Annotated in this window: 19 protein-coding genes; 12 read left to right on the forward strand and 7 right to left on the reverse strand. The window is 65.7% G+C overall.

What is annotated here, in order from left to right; genetic code table 11:
- A partial coding sequence (locus FJ943_RS22290; protein ID WP_140724920.1) for an ornithine cyclodeaminase family protein occupies nucleotides 1–901 on the reverse strand: 901 nt, incomplete at its 3' end.
- A 201-nt stretch (nucleotides 902–1,102) separates the two neighbouring features.
- Between FJ943_RS22290 and FJ943_RS22295 the strand changes: the two genes are divergently transcribed.
- The 3 genes from FJ943_RS22295 to FJ943_RS29705 all read left to right on the forward strand — a co-directional run bounded on the left by FJ943_RS22295 (nucleotide 1,103) and on the right by FJ943_RS29705 (nucleotide 2,778).
- Nucleotides 1,103–1,516 (forward strand): DOPA 4,5-dioxygenase family protein, encoded by a 414-nt coding sequence (locus tag FJ943_RS22295; RefSeq protein ID WP_140724923.1) that lies wholly within the window; start codon nucleotides 1,103–1,105, stop codon nucleotides 1,514–1,516.
- Between the two features lie 86 nt (nucleotides 1,517–1,602).
- Nucleotides 1,603–2,436, forward strand: a complete 834-nt coding sequence (locus FJ943_RS22300) for a methyltransferase domain-containing protein (protein WP_246671919.1) — start codon at nucleotides 1,603–1,605, stop codon at nucleotides 2,434–2,436.
- Between the two features lie 198 nt (nucleotides 2,437–2,634).
- Entirely contained in the window at nucleotides 2,635–2,778 is a 144-nt protein-coding gene (locus FJ943_RS29705) for a hypothetical protein (protein ID WP_181171316.1), read from the forward strand.
- Nucleotides 2,779–2,847: 69 nt separating this feature from the next.
- Here the strand turns inward: FJ943_RS29705 and FJ943_RS22305 are convergent, their stop codons facing one another.
- The 3 genes from FJ943_RS22305 to FJ943_RS22315 all read right to left on the reverse strand — a co-directional run bounded on the left by FJ943_RS22305 (nucleotide 2,848) and on the right by FJ943_RS22315 (nucleotide 7,234).
- Nucleotides 2,848–5,178 (reverse strand): cation:proton antiporter, encoded by a 2,331-nt coding sequence (locus tag FJ943_RS22305; protein ID WP_246671920.1) that lies wholly within the window; start codon nucleotides 5,176–5,178, stop codon nucleotides 2,848–2,850.
- Between the two features lie 87 nt (nucleotides 5,179–5,265).
- Nucleotides 5,266–5,958 carry a DUF2270 domain-containing protein gene (locus FJ943_RS22310; protein WP_140724925.1) on the reverse strand — a complete coding sequence of 231 codons (693 nt, stop codon included), beginning with the start codon at nucleotides 5,956–5,958 and terminating at the stop codon, nucleotides 5,266–5,268.
- A gap of 52 nt (nucleotides 5,959–6,010) precedes the next feature.
- Nucleotides 6,011–7,234, reverse strand: a complete 1,224-nt coding sequence (locus FJ943_RS22315; RefSeq protein WP_140724928.1) for an MFS transporter — start codon at nucleotides 7,232–7,234, stop codon at nucleotides 6,011–6,013.
- Nucleotides 7,235–7,332: 98 nt separating this feature from the next.
- Here FJ943_RS22315 and FJ943_RS22320 point away from each other — a divergent pair, with 98 nt between their 5' ends.
- The 9 genes from FJ943_RS22320 to FJ943_RS22360 all read left to right on the forward strand — a co-directional run bounded on the left by FJ943_RS22320 (nucleotide 7,333) and on the right by FJ943_RS22360 (nucleotide 13,014).
- On the forward strand, nucleotides 7,333–8,241 hold the full coding sequence (locus tag FJ943_RS22320; protein ID WP_140724931.1) for a LysR family transcriptional regulator: 909 nt from the start codon (nucleotides 7,333–7,335) through the stop codon (nucleotides 8,239–8,241).
- Nucleotides 8,242–8,387: 146 nt separating this feature from the next.
- Nucleotides 8,388–9,119, forward strand: coding sequence for a gamma-glutamylcyclotransferase (locus FJ943_RS22325; protein WP_140724934.1), 732 nt, complete (start codon nucleotides 8,388–8,390; stop codon nucleotides 9,117–9,119).
- 96 nt (nucleotides 9,120–9,215) lie between these two features.
- Nucleotides 9,216–9,539 carry a metalloregulator ArsR/SmtB family transcription factor gene (locus FJ943_RS22330; protein WP_140617871.1) on the forward strand — a complete coding sequence of 108 codons (324 nt, stop codon included), beginning with the start codon at nucleotides 9,216–9,218 and terminating at the stop codon, nucleotides 9,537–9,539.
- Nucleotides 9,536–9,967 (forward strand): SRPBCC domain-containing protein, encoded by a 432-nt coding sequence (locus tag FJ943_RS22335; RefSeq protein WP_015316759.1) that lies wholly within the window; start codon nucleotides 9,536–9,538, stop codon nucleotides 9,965–9,967. The genes FJ943_RS22330 and FJ943_RS22335 overlap by 4 nt, the downstream gene beginning before the upstream one ends.
- Before the next feature lie 79 nt (nucleotides 9,968–10,046).
- Entirely contained in the window at nucleotides 10,047–10,439 is a 393-nt protein-coding gene (locus tag FJ943_RS22340) for a VOC family protein (RefSeq protein ID WP_140663587.1), read from the forward strand.
- 39 nt (nucleotides 10,440–10,478) lie between these two features.
- Nucleotides 10,479–10,700: a hypothetical protein gene (locus FJ943_RS22345; RefSeq protein ID WP_015316761.1), complete on the forward strand. Its 222-nt coding sequence runs from the start codon at nucleotides 10,479–10,481 to the stop codon at nucleotides 10,698–10,700.
- Nucleotides 10,693–11,139: a DUF1801 domain-containing protein gene (locus tag FJ943_RS22350; RefSeq protein WP_140724939.1), complete on the forward strand. Its 447-nt coding sequence runs from the start codon at nucleotides 10,693–10,695 to the stop codon at nucleotides 11,137–11,139. Before FJ943_RS22345 ends, FJ943_RS22350 begins: the two co-directional genes overlap by 8 nt.
- 32 nt (nucleotides 11,140–11,171) lie before the next feature.
- Nucleotides 11,172–11,564, forward strand: a complete 393-nt coding sequence (locus tag FJ943_RS22355; RefSeq protein ID WP_140724942.1) for a DUF1801 domain-containing protein — start codon at nucleotides 11,172–11,174, stop codon at nucleotides 11,562–11,564.
- Nucleotides 11,565–11,919: 355 nt separating this feature from the next.
- Nucleotides 11,920–13,014: an acyltransferase family protein gene (locus FJ943_RS22360; RefSeq protein ID WP_140724945.1), complete on the forward strand. Its 1,095-nt coding sequence runs from the start codon at nucleotides 11,920–11,922 to the stop codon at nucleotides 13,012–13,014.
- A gap of 29 nt (nucleotides 13,015–13,043) precedes the next feature.
- Here FJ943_RS22360 and FJ943_RS22365 read toward each other — a convergent pair whose 3' ends face one another.
- From FJ943_RS22365 to FJ943_RS22375, 3 genes are all read right to left on the reverse strand, one after another.
- Nucleotides 13,044–15,044, reverse strand: a complete 2,001-nt coding sequence (locus FJ943_RS22365) for a glycoside hydrolase family 127 protein (protein WP_140724947.1) — start codon at nucleotides 15,042–15,044, stop codon at nucleotides 13,044–13,046.
- Nucleotides 15,045–15,130: 86 nt separating this feature from the next.
- A complete protein-coding gene (locus FJ943_RS22370) occupies nucleotides 15,131–15,988 on the reverse strand; it encodes a carbohydrate ABC transporter permease (protein WP_140617877.1) in 858 nt (285 codons plus the stop codon).
- A complete protein-coding gene (locus tag FJ943_RS22375) occupies nucleotides 15,988–16,914 on the reverse strand; it encodes a sugar ABC transporter permease (protein ID WP_140724950.1) in 927 nt (308 codons plus the stop codon). Before FJ943_RS22375 ends, FJ943_RS22370 begins: the two co-directional genes overlap by 1 nt.
- Nucleotides 16,915–16,986: the final 72 nt, after the last annotated feature.

The following is a 16,986-nucleotide window of genomic DNA, read 5'->3' on the forward strand; positions in this document are numbered from 1 at the left end:
GATCCCCCACCGCCAGCCCCCGGAACACGAACGCCGTGGTCTCGCGCGGCCTCTCCCGCCCCGCAAAGTCCCCGCAAACCAGCCCGGTCAAATCTCCGGCAACCAGCGCCGGGTCGACCATCGGCTTGGCCATGGTTCTCTCCTGCTCCAGATCATCCACGATGATGCGGTCGAAGCGGGGCATGGTCTCTCGCAGCCAGGGCAGGGCCTGGTCGGTCATCACGGTGAAGCTTCCAGGCTTCAGCCAGTTGGCGTCGAGGAAGGGTTCGGGCTTGGGCACCAGGGTCACTGTCGTCACCACCATGTCGGCGCCTTCGACCGCTTCCCTTGCCGTGTCGCAGGGCACGGCGTCCAGTCCGCGCGATTGTGCCATTTGGCACAGCGCGTCGCGGTTGGCGGTGCCGCGGCCGAAGGCGCGGATTTCGCGCAAGGGGAAGAGGTCGGCGAAGGCTTCGAGGTGGCCACGCGCTTGCACCCCGCAGCCGATGAAGGCCAGGGATGACGCATCGCCGCGCGCCATGCGCCTGGCGGCGACGGCGCTCAAGGCGGCGGTGCGTTTCTCCGTCACCCAATTGCCGTCGACCAGGGCAAGCGGCAGGCCGGTTTCGGCGTCGAGCAGCGTGATCAGCGAATTGAGCGTCGGCAGCCCGCGCCCGGCGTTGCGCGGATTGACGACCAGCGATTTCGTCGCCAGCACGGGCGGCGTGGAGGCGACGCCCAGCGTCGCCATGATGTAGCGGTCGTCGCCCGGCAGCACGACCGCCTTCGGCGCGCACCAGACCTCGCCGCGCCGCTGGCCGACGATCTGGCGTTCGATCTCGTCGACCATGTCGACTGTCGAGATCGACAGGCGGTCGAGCAGCTGGGATGACAGATAGGGCAGGGTTTCGGCGGTGTTCATCTTGTCACTTTCCAAGGGGACGATCAGACTACACGATGTGCGCGGGGCCGAAAGCCTCGCGGCCGGCGGCCTGACGGCATGCCTGGGAGGCGGGAACCGCGTCCAGCGGGTGCCGATCTTCCCGGCGGGTGGAGCGGCAGTCGGTGACCTTGCTTAAGACCGCGCTCTCGGGCTGAATGGCGGGAGGAGGAGGGCATCGAGATGAGCCAGGACAGTCCACGGCCACTTGCCGAGATCGCCAGCTATCACGCGCATGTCTATTTCGACGGGCAGGCCGAGCGGCAGCATGCCGAATGGCTGCGTCTTCGCATCGGCGAGCGTTTCCGCGTGCGCCTGGGCAATTGGCACGACAGACAGGTCGGGCCGCATGACAAGGCCATGTACCAGGTCTCCTTCGCGACCGGGATCTTCGGCGCGCTGGTTCCGTGGCTGATGCTGAACCATGGCGGGCTGAGCATCCTCGTCCACCCGAACACGAGCAATCCCAAGCGCGACCATCTGGTCGATCCCATCTGGATCGGCCGGCCGCTGGCGGTGCATGGCGACGTGCTTCCGGACGACCATGAGGCGGAAGAGGCGCTGGAACCCAACACCGAGCCGTCCCTGCCGGCGTAGACCGGCGTCGGTTCCACGCAGCGCAGGGCATTGCGCGATGCCGTTGGGTGCGCTTCTATCCCTGCCGCGCCATGGGGGGTCATCATTTGTCTGGCAGGAACCAAACGTCCACCGGTCACGAAGCGAGCGAGGCCGGCTGGCTCGATCTTCATTTCGAATCGTCGCGGCCCGAATACGAGGCGGCCTTGCTCGACGCCGGCATCCGCCCGGGCTGGCGCGTGCTCGACGCCGGTTGCGGCAGCGGCGGCTTCCTGCCGCTCATCGCGAGCGCCGTCGGCTCCTCCGGCTTCATCGCCGCGCTCGACCTCGCGCCCGAAAACATCGACCGGGTCGAGGCGCTCGCGGGCACGCTGCCCGAGCCGCCGGAAGTCGCCACGCATGTCGGCAGCATCCTGTCGCTGCCCTTCGCCGACGCATCGTTCGATTGCGTCTGGTCCGGCAATGTCATGCAGTATCTGACGCCGGCCGAGTTCGAGCTTGCCGTCGGCGAGGCCAGGCGCGTGCTGAAGCCGGGCGGCATCCTGGCGGTCAAGGATTTCGATTCGACCATCCTGCAGATCCTGCCCATGGACCGGGCCCTGCTGGCGCGCTTCATGGCCGCCAGGCTGCAGGGGTTCCGCGACCGGGGCGTGCTCGGCACCGATTGCGGTTCGACGCTTCCGGCACGCCTGCGGCAGGCGGGCCTGGAGGTCGTCAGCCGCAAGGGCTGGCTGGTCGAGCGCTGGGCGCCGGCGCCTCGCTTCACGCGCGACTATGTTCGCGACCTGCTGGCCTATTTTGCCAGCGTCGCGCCGGGCTACGCCCTGCCTGACGCCGACCAGGCCTATTGGCGGGAGCTCAAGCAGCGGCCGGATCGCCTGCTCGACGATCCCGATTTCTGCTACCGCGAGTTCTTCGTCATGGCGGTCTGCCGGATTTAGCGCTCAGCCGCGACGACGGGTGCCCGGCGGCTGCGCGAGGCCGCGGGCAAACCCGCTTCCGAGATCCAGGCCAAGCCAAGGCGCATTCGCCAGTCATCCAGTCGAATGGCCGGCTTTCGATCGAATTTCTTTGCAACCCGTTAATGCGGCCATGCGTCAATAAGCATCTGCTAATTATCCGATGGCGTGGGGTACGCAATGACCAAGAATCTTGGCAATGGACGCTATGTGCCGCCCAAGGACACAAGCGTCTCCTTGTTCGGCAAGGTCGCGCCGGCGCTGTTTCCGCTCGTCGCGGCGGCGCTGGGCTACATGATCGGACGGCAATTCCTCGGCCTGTAGGCGCAATTCCAGGAACAGCGCGTAGCGCTTCCCCGGGGGAATCGCGTCCTCCGGCAAGGCCGACAGGCATCAAGCCCCAGTCTCGGCTGCCGCCTCCTCGGCGGCGGCTTCGGTTCGCCGCACGCGGTCGCTGGCCAGAAGCACGACCGGGCAGGCGGCGGCGGCCAGAACCGCGCTCGCCGTGTCGCCGAAGAACAGCTCGTCGCCTGGCCGCTGCGTGACGCCCATCACCACCATGGCGGCGCCCTTGGCTGCTTCCCTGGCGATCGCCCTGTCGGGCGTGGCGCGCGTCCTGATCGCTGTGTCGACGGCGACGCCATAGCGGTCGGCGAGATCGGCGACATCCTTGAGCACGGCCTCCTCGCGGCGGTGCGAAACCGAGCTCGGCCGGCTGCCCTTGCGGGCCTGCGAGACATAAAGGACTTTCACGCGCGCCCGGTGCGGCCGCGCCAAGGCGAGCGCGAAATCGGCCGCGCGCCGCGCCACCTCGGTGCCGTTGACGGGAACCAGGATGGTCGCGCCGGCGCGCAGCATCGGCATCTTGCCATCGGCCTTGGCGCCATTCAGCACCAGGCAGAGCGGGCCGTCGAAGCCGCTGGTGATGGCGTTCAGCGTGCCGCTGAAGGTGCCTTCGGCCAGCGCGTTGTCCAGCCCGACCAGCAGCAGGCCGTAGCCCTTGCGGGCTTCCGCGGCGATCGTCTCGGCGGTGGCTTCAAGCTCGGTGCGGGCCGTGAGGTGGACCTTGTCGACGGGCGTATCCTCGGCCTTCCTGACAGCCCTGGCGCTTCTGGCCGCCCCCCTCTTGACCTGCTTGGAGGCCCGCTCGGGACCTTTGTCGCGGGCCGGGCCGGACAATTTGCCATCCTCGAGGTGGAGCAGCGTGGTCGGCATGCCGCTGCCCCCGCCGACGAGACCGGCGAGATAGGCGGTGAATTTGCCGACCGGGCTGTCGTCGACAAGCAGCAGCAACCGCTCCAGCTTGGAGACGAAGCCGCGCTCGTCGAGCAGTTCGCGGTCGACGCGCTGCTTTTCGGTGTCGCCGACCGGCAGCCGGCCGAGCGCCCAGCGCAACATCGGCGGCATGGCCAGCGTGGTGATGACGGCCATGGTGACGATCATGGTGAACAGATTGTGGGAGAGGATGTTCATCGACAGGCCGATCGAAGCGACGATGACCTCTGTCGAGCCGCGTGCGTTCATGGCGCTGCCGACGGCAGTGGACTCCTTCAGCGACATGCCGGCCAGCCGGCCGCCGAGGAAGGCGCCCGAGAACTTGCCGATGCTGGCGATCGCCACCAGCGCCAGCGTCAGCAGCGCCAGCGTCGGGTCGGCAAGCACGGTGAGGTCCGCGGACAGGCCGGCCATGCCGAAGAACACCGGCATGAACAGCGCCGTGATGACGCCGCGCAACTGGCCCTCGATGTGGTCCGACAGGATCGGCGATTCCCCGACCAGTATGCCCGCGACGAAGGCGCCGAGCACGGTGTGGACGCCGATCAGGTTGGTGATCAGCGCCATCACGCCCATGATGATGAGGATAACGGTGATGACGGCGTATTCGCTGCGGAAGGAATCGTTGCTCCAGCGGATCAGGGTGAACACCAGGCGGCGGCCTATGGTGAAGGAGAACACCATGAACAGCGCCACTTCGGCCACCGTCAGCACCAGCGGCAGCACCTGCAGGCTGCCATTGGTGGCGATGCCGAACGTGACGGCGATGATCAGCCAGCCGATCGTGTCCTCGATGATGGCCGAGGAGACGATGACCTGGCCGAGGTTGCGGCGCATGAAATTCATCTCGCGCACCACCATGGCGACGATTTTGACCGAGGAGATCGACAGCGCCGTGCCGAGGAACAGCCCGGCGACGATGCGCTCGCTCGGCTCGGGCAGAAGCGTATCCGGCAGCACCTGCGCCAGCGCGAAACCGCAGGCAAAGGGCAGGACGACGCCGGTGATCGAGATCGAAAAACAGGCCGCGCCCACCCGCCGCACGAGCCGCAGATCCGTCTCCATGCCGGTCAGCAGCAGGAGCAGCAGGATGCCGAGCTGCGAGACGGCATCGATCATGCCTTTCTGCGCCGGATCGGTGGAGAAGATAAGATGCTGGGCGCCGGGCCAGAGCCAGCCGAACAGCGACGGCCCGAGCAGGATGCCGCCGATCAGCTGGCCCATGATCGCCGGCTGCCGGTAGCGCTGGAAGATCTCGCCAAGGCCGCGGCCGACCAGAAGCAGAAGCACGATCTCGGCGACGAACAGGCCCTCCGCCGAGCCGCCCATGCCCGAGGCGTGGCCGGCCGGCTGCGCGGCCAGCGCCTGGCTTGCCGGGGCGAGGGCGACAATCGCCAGCGAAAGGGCGGCCGCGGTGCCGTGCGACCTTGTTGCCAGTGGGTGGATCATGGGTCCCTTCAAGACGCCGCCGCGGACTGACCATCACAACGCGCGGCCGGGGTTTGCGTTGCAGCCATCCATCACGAGGTATCGAACTCAGACGTGGACGTCGCCGAAGGAGAGTTCGCCGTCGTCGCCCGGTGTCAGGAAGGCGGCTGCCAGCAGGACGGCATAGAGGAGGGCAACCACGGCGACGATGACCACGCCCGGAATGGGACCGAGCGCCGCGGCGCCGACAGCTTCGCGCATCGTGCCGACAAAGCCGACCGGCACGCCTTGGTCGATCAGGCTCGGGGTCGACAGTTTGAGGATCCAGGCGAGCAGCAGGATCAGCATCATGTGCAGGTAGTTGCGGCGCAAGCGGCGCGCCAGCGCCACGCGCTGCGAGACCAGGAATTTGGGCGTGCGCAGGCTCTCACCGAGGATCAGCAGCCAGTCGGAGGCAAAGTCGGGCTGCGGCGAGAAGATCTGCGCGAAATAATGGCGCTCGAACTGGCGCACGCGGGCGCGGTAGACATCGAAGAAGCGGTAGCGGCGCGCCTCGATCCACAACAAGAGCAGCACCAGCAGCATGGCGAACAGCAGCACGCCGTGATGGGCGCTGGCCGTCGACAGCGACACCGACAGCATCGCCGCGACAACGGTGATCGCCCAATTGCTGGTGCGGTCGAGGCGGTCGCGCCAGCCCGCCATGCGGGCGATCTCGGCGCGATGGAAATGGGACATCACGGTGACCAGCTCGCCAGGCGAAAGCGGCCTGCCGACGGGCGTTGCCGGCGCATCGTTCATGACTTCCTCCCCGCCGACAACGCTTATGAGGCAATGTCGTTCCGGCCAGCGGTCATTCGGGCCCGCCGGTCCAGTCGACCAGCAGGGCAGCGAGACCAAAGGCGGCGCCGATGGCGCAGAGACAGGGCCAGCCGCCCAGGGTCCAGCCGATGCCGGCCAGCAAGGAGCCGATTGCGCCGCCGATGAAGAAGATGCCGACGAACAGGCCGTTGAGGCGGCCGCGCGCCTCGGGACGCAGCAGGTTGATGGCGCGGCGGCCGAGCGTCTGGTCGCCGGTGACGCCGATGTCGAGCAGCACGGCGCTGACGCCCATCAGCGCGAGCGGTGTCCATGACACTCCGGACTGAAAGGAGCCGGCCCAGGCCGCGAGCACCAGCGCGCCGATCAGCACGAGATGGCAGAAGATCGTCGCCGCCCGCGTCCAGCCACGGTCGCCGGCGCGACCGAACAGCGGCGTAACCACGGCACCGCCGGCGCCGACGAGCGCGAAAAGCGCGATGCCGCGTTGCCCGAGGCCGAAAGGCGGCTGCGCCAGGCGCAGGGCCACCGCCGTCCAGAACAGACTGAACGCCGCCATCACCAGCGCCGCGGTCAAGGCGCGGCGCCGCAGCACCGGCTCTTGGCGCAGCAGATGGAACAGTGAAGCAATCAGCGCGCCATAGGACGATTTCACCTCCGGCCGCCGTCGCGGCAGGGTGAAGGCGAGCACGATGGCGAGCAGCGTCAGGGCGGCGGCGCTGAGGCCATAGAAGGCGCGCCAGCCCCAGGCATCGGCGACGAGGCTGGCCAGCGGCCGTGCGAGCAGGATGCCGATCATCAGTCCGCTCATCACATCGCCGATGACGCGGCCGGCCTCGCCGGGCGGCGCCATCGAGGCGGCGATTGGCACCAGTATCTGGATCGCCGAACAGGCGGCGCCGAGCACGAACAGGACGATCAGCAGCGAGGCGATGGTGGGCGCCAGCGCGGCGATGCCGGCCGCAAGAGCCGCCGCGCCCAGCATGCGCAGGATCAGGGTGCGGTTTTCGCCGAGATCGGCCATCGGCACCAGGAAGAACAGGCCGGCGGCATAGCCGAGTAGCGTCGCCATGGCGACCAGACCGACGCTCGCGGCGCCGGCGCCGAGCGACGGGCCGATCAGGCCGACCAGTGTCTGCGGCGCGAACAGATTGGTGACGATAATGCCGGTAGAGGCTGCAAAAAGCAGCGTCTGCGGGCCGGTGATGGTTCGAGCCGGCAGCCGTCCGGCCAATTGACCATCATTGGTATCGAGCATGAAATCCTCAATGAAGTTGCATGTCCCGTGAGGACTTTATGCCGAAGTTTTATCATGCTACAATTCAATCAAATCGATAATGATTATGCGAGATGCGCATGAATATCCATGATCTCGAAGCTTTCGTCGCCGTGGTGGAAACTGGCTCGATCGTCGGCGCCTCGGCCAGGCTCAATCTCACCCAGCCGGGCGTCACGCGCCGCATCCAGAACCTCGAGGATGGGTTGGCGACAGCATTGCTCGACCGCCAGTCGAAGCCGCTGAAGCCGACCGCCTCGGGACGCGAGGCTTATGAGCATGGCCGGCGCGTGCTGCGTTCGCTGGAGGACCTGAAGGCAGGCGTGTCGCCGCAAGGCGAGGTCAGGGGCGAATTCCGCCTGGGCATCATGCCCTATCTCTCGGATGCGGCGCTGGCGCTGCCGCTCGATGGCCTGCGCGCCGCCTTCCCGCAATTGACGCTGCGCATCACGTCGGGCTGGTCGCCAAGGCTGGTCGAGCAGGTGGCGCGCAGCGAGGTCGACGCGGTGGCGGTGTGCCTCGCCGAAGGCCTGGCGCCACCGGACGAACTGGTCTGCGACGATCTCGGCGTACAATCGGTGCTGCTGGTCGCGTCTCCCGGCCTTCGCGTGCCGAAGCAGGCGAAGCTTGCCGATCTATCGCGCTTTGCCTGGGTGATGAACGAAAACGGCTGCGGTTTTCGCGCCTTCATCCGTCAGAGCTTCGAGGCCGCGAGGCTGCCTTTCCAGGTCGGCGTCGAAGCGCTCAGCGTCGATCTCAGAATGTCGCTGGTGGCGCGCGGCCATGGCATCGGCATCGTCACGCCGGGCGCCTTCGCCGACAGTCGCTGGCGCGATGCCGTCGAGGTGATCGACTGCCCCGACTTCAAGCCGCAAGTGCGCGCCTGGCTGCTGCACCGCCCGCCTGCCGGGCGGCTGGGGCGCCCCATCGCGCTGTTCCGCGATGCGCTGATCGATGGGCTCAAGCTGCCGATGCCGCTGGTGTCATAGGCACGCCGAACGTCGCCCGATTTTGTTGAATCTGATCAAGCTGCTGCACGGGATGGCTCAGGTATGGATTCCAGGTTTCGAACGGTTCTGGCTCTTGAGAATCCCCTAGCCTTCAGCAACATGGCTGCCATGGCCGAGGCACGACAATGAGCAAGCCGATTTCCGCCGCACCGCGCAAATCACTGCCACGCAAGGCGCCGATGGCGCTGACCGAGGCGCTGGTGGCGCGCACCTTGCGCGTGGTCGAGGATGCCGGGCCGGTGCCGGGCATGATCCCGATGATCGATGACGACTATGCGCGGTTTCGCGACGAGATCCTGGCCTCGGCACCACCCGGGCCGCTGAAGCTGTTCGCCTATGGCTCATTGTTGTGGAAGCCGGCGGGCGAGGTGAGGGGCGGTGAGCGGGCGGTGGCGCGGGGCTGGCACCGGTCGTTCTGCTTCACGGTGCAGCGCTTTCGCGGCACGCTCGAGCAGCCCGGGCTGATGATGGCGCTCGACCGTGGCGGCCAGTGCCAGGGCATGGTGTTCGAGATCGCCGAACCGGTAGCCGAAAATCTGGAAGCGCTGCTGCGCCGCGAAATGACCATCCTGCCCGCCGTCAACGTGCCGCGCTGGCTGCGGGTCAGCACCGAAAGCGGGCCGTGCCTGGCGCTCGGCTTCGTCGTCGATCCCGCCAACCCGCGCTATGCCGGCAAACTGGACAAGCCCGCGGTCGCGGCGACGCTGGCGAACGCCGTCGGCCATTGGGGCTCGGGCGCGCAATATCTGTTCGAGACCATCCGCCATCTCGACGCCTGCGGCATACGCGACCGCAATCTGTGGCAACTGCAGGAACTGGTGGCGCGCGAGATCGGTCGCAGCCACGTCGCCGTCTAGCCACCACCGTATTCAGGACGCTGCAATCTTTCGCTTGACGAACATATATCCCTGTGGTTATACGCCAACCAATAGCCAACGGGTTATCGATTAGAGATGCCAGACGCTCATGACACGCTCTTCAGGACCCTCGCCGACCCGACACGGCGGGCGATCTTCGAGCGGCTGTGCCGCCAGGGAGAGCAGACGGTCGGGGCGCTGACCAGCCAGTCCGGCGTCTCGCAGCCGGCGGTGTCGAAGCATCTCGGCGTGCTGAAGCAGGCCGGGCTGGTGCGCGACCGCCATCAAGGCCGCCAGACGCATTACAGCGCCCAGCTTGCCGCGCTGGCGCCGCTGATGGACTGGACACGCCATATGGCGGGGTTCTGGGAAAGCCGGTTCGACGACCTCGAGGATTTGCTCAAAAGGATGGACCAGTGAACGACAGTGCACAGCAAACCCGCACTGTCGTCGTCGAGCGGGAGATCTCCCATCCGCCCGAAAAACTCTGGCGCGCGTTGACGCAACCGCATCTGATCGAGGAGTGGCTGATGAAGAACGATTTCAAACCCGCCGTGGGCCATCGCTTCAACATCAGCGCCGACTGGGGCGGCGTGCTGGACTGCGAGGTGCTTGCCGTGGAGCCGCACAAGAGGTTGTCCTACAGCTGGAACCTCGCGCATCAGGACCCAGCGTTCGATCTCAGGAGCGTGGTGACTTTCACGCTCACCCCGACGCCAACGGGAACCCATTTGCGCATGGAGCAGGCCGGTTTCCGGCCCGACCAGAAGCGGGCCTATGGCGGCGCCAAGGTGGGTTGGCCGCAATTCCTGGAAAAGCTGGAAGAGCTTCTGGCGCGGACGGACTGAGGCCTCTCGGCCGAACTGAAAGCCACACAGAAATATTAGAGGGCGGGTTTCCCGCCGGCAAAACCATGGAGAAAAAGCGATGAAGATCAAACTGACCAGCATCTATGTCGACGATCAGGAAAAGGCGCTTGCCTTCTACACCGGCGTGCTGGGCTTCACCAAAAAAGCCGATTTCAGCAATGGGCCGTTCCGTTGGCTGACGGTCGTCTCGGCCGAAGAGCCCGACGGCACCGAATTGCAGCTGGCGCTGAACGACAACCCGGCGGCAAAGGCCTACCAGCAGGCGATCTTCAAGCAGGGCCAGCCGGCGCTGATGCTCTTCACCGACGACATCAAGGGCGACCATGAGCGCATCAAGGCGAAGGGCGGTGCCTTTGCCATGGCGCCTACCGACGTGACCGGCTCGACCATCGCCAAGTTGGAGGATGGCTGCGGCAATCTCATCCAGATCACCGAACTGGCGCGCTGGTAGGGCGCCGGGTTTCAACGCATAGCGCAAGAGGAGGCAGAATTGGACTGGAGCAAATGGATGCGGCAAGCGCATCGCTGGCTGTCGATCATCTTCACGGCGACCGTCGTCGCCAATTTCGTCACCATGGCGTTTGGACAGCCGCCGGCCTGGGTGGTCTATTCGCCACTGCCGCCGCTCTTCCTTATGCTGTTCAGCGGCCTCTATATGTTCGTGCTGCCCTATGTCGCGAAAGGACGCAGCGCACAGCGGGCCAATGGATAGGAGGAAAGCGCATGGCCAAGGCGACCCGGCCAAGGCTGAGCCGAAGCTGCTTTCCGGCGGCAACCCGCAGATCGCCAAGGATTATGGCGACGCTCCGGTGCAGGCCTATATCGCGGCAATGCCGGGCTGGAAGCGCGAGATGGGCGGGCGGCTCGACGCGCTCATCGAGCGCGCCGTGCCCGGGGTGAACAAGGCGGTGAAATGGAACTCGCCTTTCTACGGCGTCGAGGGCGAAGGCTGGTTCCTCAGCTTCCATTGCTTCACCAGATACATCAAGGTGGCCTTCTTTCGCGGCATGTCGCTGGATCCGGTGCCGCCGGGCGAATCCAGGAACCAGGACACGCGCTACCTCGACATTCATGAGGACGACGCGTTCGACGAAGCGCAGTTCAGCGCCTGGGTGAAGCAGGCGAGCCTCTTGCCTGGCGAGCGCATGTGAGTGCCCTATCTAGCATTCGAAGGAGAAACGGCATGACGACCACCCAGGACAGCAAATCTCCCTCCGAGCTGATCGACGGCAGGATCAAGGACTTGGGCGACTGGCGCGGCGAGATGCTGGGGCGGCTGCGCACGCTGATCCATCAAGCCGATCCCGACGTGGTCGAGACGTGGAAATGGCGCGGCGTGCCGGTGTGGGAGGATGCCGGCATAATCTGCACCGGCGAGACCTACAAGGCCGTCGTCAAGCTGACCTTCGCCAAGGGTGCCGCGCTGCCCGATCCCGCGCGCCTGTTCAATTCCAGCCTCGAAGGCAACACACGGCGCGCCATCGATTTCCAGAAAGGCGAGGAGGTCGACCAGGAGGCCTTCAAGGCGCTGGTACGCGCGGCGGTGGCTTTGAACAAATCCAAGTCCCGAAAGTAATCGTTCATTGCGCATAAAGGTCACGGTCGGCGCTGCCCCTCACTGTCCTGCCGGACATCTCCCCGTAAACGGGGCGAGAGGGCTACCGCGAGGCCGACGCTCTTTCCGCAACGCCGGCGATTGGCGAAATCGGCGAGAACGGCGTCCCTCGCCCCGTTTACGGGGAGATGATGCCGGCAGGCAGGCGAGGGGCAGCGCGGACGGCAGATGATTGCCAACGGCTTCAACACGGCGGCCCGCGGACCTGCCAGCCTCACCGCAAGACAGCCGCGTTTACGATCTGGGAAGCTTGATGGTGCTAGACATTGCGGGATGATGGCTGGCCAGCCGGGCCGGCCGGTTTGGATTCGCCGCCATGAACAGCAGCCCGATGCGCATGCCCTGGGTGGACACGGCCAAAGGTCTCTCGATCATCCTCGTGGTCATGATGTACTCGGCCTACAACACCGGCGAGTATACAGGCGGCGTCGGCTTTCTCCACTATGTCATCGGCTTCGCGACGCCGTTTCGGATGCCGGAATTCTTCCTGATCTCGGGGCTGTTCCTGTCGCAGGTGATCGACCGGCCGTGGCTGCGCTATATCGACCGGCGCGTCGTCCATTACCTCTATTTCTACGTGCTGTGGGCGATCATCTCGATCGGGCTGAAGATCGGCATCTTCAGCCGGGATCCCGCCGGCATGCTGCACGACCTGGCAATGGCCGTCGTCCAGCCCTATGGCGTCCTGTGGTTCATCTACATGCTGGCGGTGTTCGGTCTTGCCGCGAAACTGCTGCGGCAGCTTGCCGTGCCCGCCTGGATCGTCATCCCGATCGCCGCCGGTCTGCAGATGTGGGCGCCGCATCCCGACAGCTACGCGGTCGAACAATTCGCCGCCTACTTCGTCTTTTTCTACGTTGGCTTCGTCATGGCGCCGCTGGTGTTCCGGCTCGTCGAATGGACGCAAGCCCGCCCGGCGGTGGCTGTCGCCGGGCTCGTCCTGTGGGCTGTCGTCAATGGCCTGCTGGTCTATTCGCCGGGTTATGCCATGCAGCCGGTCGGCATGCAGATGGGCCTGGCGGCATGGCCGCCGCTGCATCTCGTCCTGGCCGTCGCCGGTGCCGTGGCGCTTTGCGTGCTTGGCGGTTTCCTGTCGAAATTTCCCGCCATGGAATGGCTGCGCTGGCTCGGCGAACATTCGCTGGTCGTCTATGTCGCCTTCACCATTCCGATGTCGCTGTTCCGCGGCGCCGCACTGGCAAGCGGCCTGCTGACCGACACGGGCTTGCTCAGCCTGGCGGTGCTGCTGGTCTCGATCGTCAGCCCCGTCGTGCTTTACTTCATTGTCCAGCGCATCGGCTTCGGCATGTTCCTGTTCGAGCGGCCGGCCTGGGCGCATATTGACGGCAGCGCCGCGAAAACAGCGCCGAAAAAGCCGCTGACCGCCGCCGCCCAGTCGAGCCGGACATAACCGGCCGCCCCATGGCGTTACGGCCGACCTCAACCATCGCGCAGCCAGACCAGCATCTCGCCCGGCTCGCGGTTGTCCCAGGCGAAATAGGGGACGGCGGTCAGGCGGGTCTCGACCTTGGCCGGCGGCTCGGAGCGATAAAGGCCGTCCTGCCAGCCATCCCCGGCATCGGCTTGTGCCGTGGCTGAAAGCGTCACCACACCGCCGAGCAGATCCGGTTCGTCATGCGCCTCGATGCCGGCCGTGCGCGGCAGGGTCAGGCGATGCAGGCGACTGTCATTGTCGGTCGCCTCGACGCAGTAGATCAGCGGCCCGCGCGACAGTGCGACGCGGCCGGCATCCTGCCTCACCTCGGGATTGGCATAGAGCCGCTCGATCGGCATTTCGAGATCGAGCCGGACACGGTCGCCCTTCTGCCACCTGCGCCGGATCGCGGCGTAGCCGTCACTGGTCAAATCCTCGAGGTCGACCGTCTCGCCATTGACGGCCAGGCCGGCGTTGCCGCTCCAGGCCGGCACACGCAGGTGCAGCGTGAACTCTACCGGCGCCTGCGGCTCAACGGTAATCTCGACGGCACCATCCCAGGGATAGCGGCTCGCCTGCGTCAGCGTGACCGGTGTGTCTGCAATGTCGAAGCGGGCGGTGGAGTCGCCATAGAGATGAACCGCCAGCGCGTCGTCCGCCAGGCTGTAGAAATAGCTGCCGATCGAGGCGACCATGCGCCCGATATTGGGCGGGCAGCAAGGGCAGCGGTGCCATTTCCAGCGGTTATGCTTGCCCCGGCTTTCCAGCGGATTCTCGTAGAAGAACAGCGAGCCGTCGAGCGACAGGCCGGAAATGGAACCATTGTAGAGCGCGCGCTCCATCATGTCGGCGTAGCGCGCGTTCGGCCCCATGCCGAGCATGCGGCTCGCCCAGAACACCAGCCCGACCGATGCACAGGTCTCGGCATAGGCGGTTTCGTTGGGCAGGTCGTAGTCGCTGGTGAAGCCCTCATTGTGCGCCGACGGGCCGAGCCCGCCGGTGATGTAGAGGTTCTTGGTGGTGAGGTCGTCCCACAGCCGGTCGAGCGCCACCCGCAACGTGTCGTCGCCATATTCGGTCGCGATGTCGGCCATCCCCGAATAAAGGTACATGGCCCGCACCGCGTGGCCGACGACCTTGTCCTGCTCGCGCACCGGTATGTGCGACTGGCTGTATTCGTAGGTCTTGAAATGATAAGCCTTCGGGTCGGCGCCACGGGCGCGCGCCTCCTCGTCGAAATAGTGCGGCTGCTGCCCGCGCTGGTCGATGAAGTATTTGGCCAATTCCATGTACTTTTGTTCGCCCGTCACCCGCGCCAGCTTGACCAGCGCCAGCTCGATCTCCTCATGGCCGCAATAGCCCTTTTTCTTGCCGGGCTCGGGCCCCAGCACCGAAGCGATGTGGTCGGCATAGCGGCACATGATCTCGAGCAGCTTGCGCTTGCCCGTCGCCTGGTAGTAGGCGACCGCGCCCTCGATGAGGTGGCCGGCGCAATAAAGCTCATGGCAGTCGCGCAGATTGGTCCAGCGCTTGCCCGGCTGGATGCGCTGGTACCAGCTGGAGAGATAGCCGTCCTCCTGCTGCAGCCTGCCATACATGTCGATGACGGCGTCGATCTTCTTCTCCAGTTCGGGATTCTTACGCCGGTAGAGCGAATAGGCCGCGGTCTCGATCGTCTTGCCGAGATCGGAATCCCAGAACATCTGCGTGGTCACCGTCGAGCCGGTGAAGCCGGCGGAGGCCGCCTCGTCGGGCGAGGGCGAGTGGAACGGAATGACGACGCCTGGCGAGGGCTGGTCCGGATCGATCTGCTCCAGCATGCGCGCCGCCACGCAGCGGTCGTAAAGGATGTCGGCGGTGCGCGTGGCAACCGCCTCGGCGCGGTCGCCCCAGAAGCCGCGCACGTCGACCTGCGGCACCGGCAGCGGGCGGAAGGCGAGCTTCGGCTTGCCCGTCTCCTGCGATTTATTTGGGGTGGCGTGGCGGGGGGATGGCGATGCGGTCATGAACTCACTCCATTCGATCTGACGTCTATCTCTTTGTTGGAGCATGATCTTTCCGAAAACCGGTTCCCACTTTTCGGGATCATGCTCTATTTGACGGCCCCGGCCATCAGGCCGCGGATGTAGAAGCGCTGCAAAGCCAGGAACAGGATCAGGCACGGCACCATCATCACGGTGACGCCCGCCTGCACCGCGCCCCAGTCGATGGCGCCGAAGCGGCCGGACTGAAGTGCGGTCATCATCACCGGCAGCGTGAACTTGGACTGGTCGGTCATCAGCACCAGGGCAGCGAGGAATTCGTTCCAGGCGCCGAGGAAGGCAAACAGCGCGATGGTGACGACACCAGGCCAGACCAGCGGCAGCATGACCTTTATGAGCATGGTGGCGTTGCCGGCGCCGTCCATGCGCGCGGCTTCCTCGATCTCGCGCGGCACCGCATCGAAGGCGTTGCGCATCATGAAGATCGAGAACGGCAGCTGCAGCGTCACATAGACGCCGACCAGGCCGGTCAGCGTGTTGTGCAGGCCAAGCTTGGTCAGCACCAGGAAGATCGGCGTCAGGATCGACTGGAACGGGATCATGATCGTCGACAGGATGAGGACGAAGAACAAGTCCTTGAACGGGAACCGAAACCGCGAAAAGCCGTAGCCGGCGAGCACGCTGACGATGACCGACAGCATGACCGTCATCACCGAGACATAGATGCTGTTCTGCGCCGAGGCCCACAGGCCGTCGCCGAAACTGTTCAGCGTTTGATAGTTCTCCAGCGAGAAGCCTGTCGTCGGCCAGGGCGGCAGCGGCGGCAGGCGCGCCTCCTGTGCCGGCTTGAAGGCCGACAGCACCGTCCACACGATCGGCGCCACGAACAGCACCGAGGCGACGATGCCGGTGGAATGCCTGGCCAAGCGTGCGGCAAGCTTGCCTGTGCCCGATATCGCCTGCGCCATCAGTCGAGCCCCTCGGGTTTGCGCAGCAACCAGAGCTGGACGAGGCTGAGCGCCACCAGGATGACCAGCAGCACCATCGAGAGTGCCGCGCCATAGCCGAGCTTGAACGAGACGAAGGACTGGTTGAAGATCCAGTACACCGCCGTCAGCGTCTGGTTGCGCGGGCCGCCGCGCAGGATGATGTAGAACTGGTCGAAGGCAAGGATGGAGCCCGCGACCGACAGGATCAGCGCCAGCGCCAGGGTGCGGCGCATCAGCGGCAAGGTGATCGCCCGGAACCTGGCGAACGGCCCGGCGCCGTCGATGACGGCGGCCTCCTGCAGATCCTGCGGGATCGACTGCAGGCCGGTCATCAGGATGATCATGGTGAAGCCAGCGACCTTCCACACCACCATGGCGATGATCGACCAGAAGGCCGGTTGGAAGGTGGCGAGCAGGTTGAACTTCTTGTCGATCAGGCCGAGATCGTAGGCGGCGGGGCTGAACAGGCCGGAATCGACGTTGAGCAGCCACGACCACAAAAGGCTCGCCGAGGCAAAGCCGACCACCGCCGGCATGAAGAACATGGTGCGGTAGAGGTTGGTGAATGGGCGCGGCCGCTCGATGAAGATCGCCAGCGGAAAGGCGACGGCGAAGATCGCGATGGTGACGATCAGCGTGTAGTAGCCGGTGAATCTCAGCGCGTTCCAGAACCTGGTGTCGCGCAGGATTGCCCAGTAATTACCGAGGCCGATGAAGGAGTGCTCGCCCATCAAGGGCCAGTTGTGCAGCGACATCCAGGCCGTCATGCCGAGCGGAATGACGAAGAACAGCATGACCAGCGCCACCGCCGGCGCGACATAGAGCAGGCCAATCCATTGCCGGCGCCCGGCGCCAACGCGTTTGCGGACGCGGGGTGGGGCGGTGGTTGCGGTGATGGTGGTCATGGCTGTTTCCCTGGCGCTGCGTCCCCTCCTCCTCGAGGGGAGGGTCCGGCCGAAGGCCGGGGGTGGGGTCCT

This window comes from Mesorhizobium sp. B2-3-10 (genome assembly GCF_006442275.1).
In the GTDB taxonomy this organism is placed as follows: Bacteria; Pseudomonadota; Alphaproteobacteria; order Rhizobiales; family Rhizobiaceae; genus Mesorhizobium; species Mesorhizobium australicum.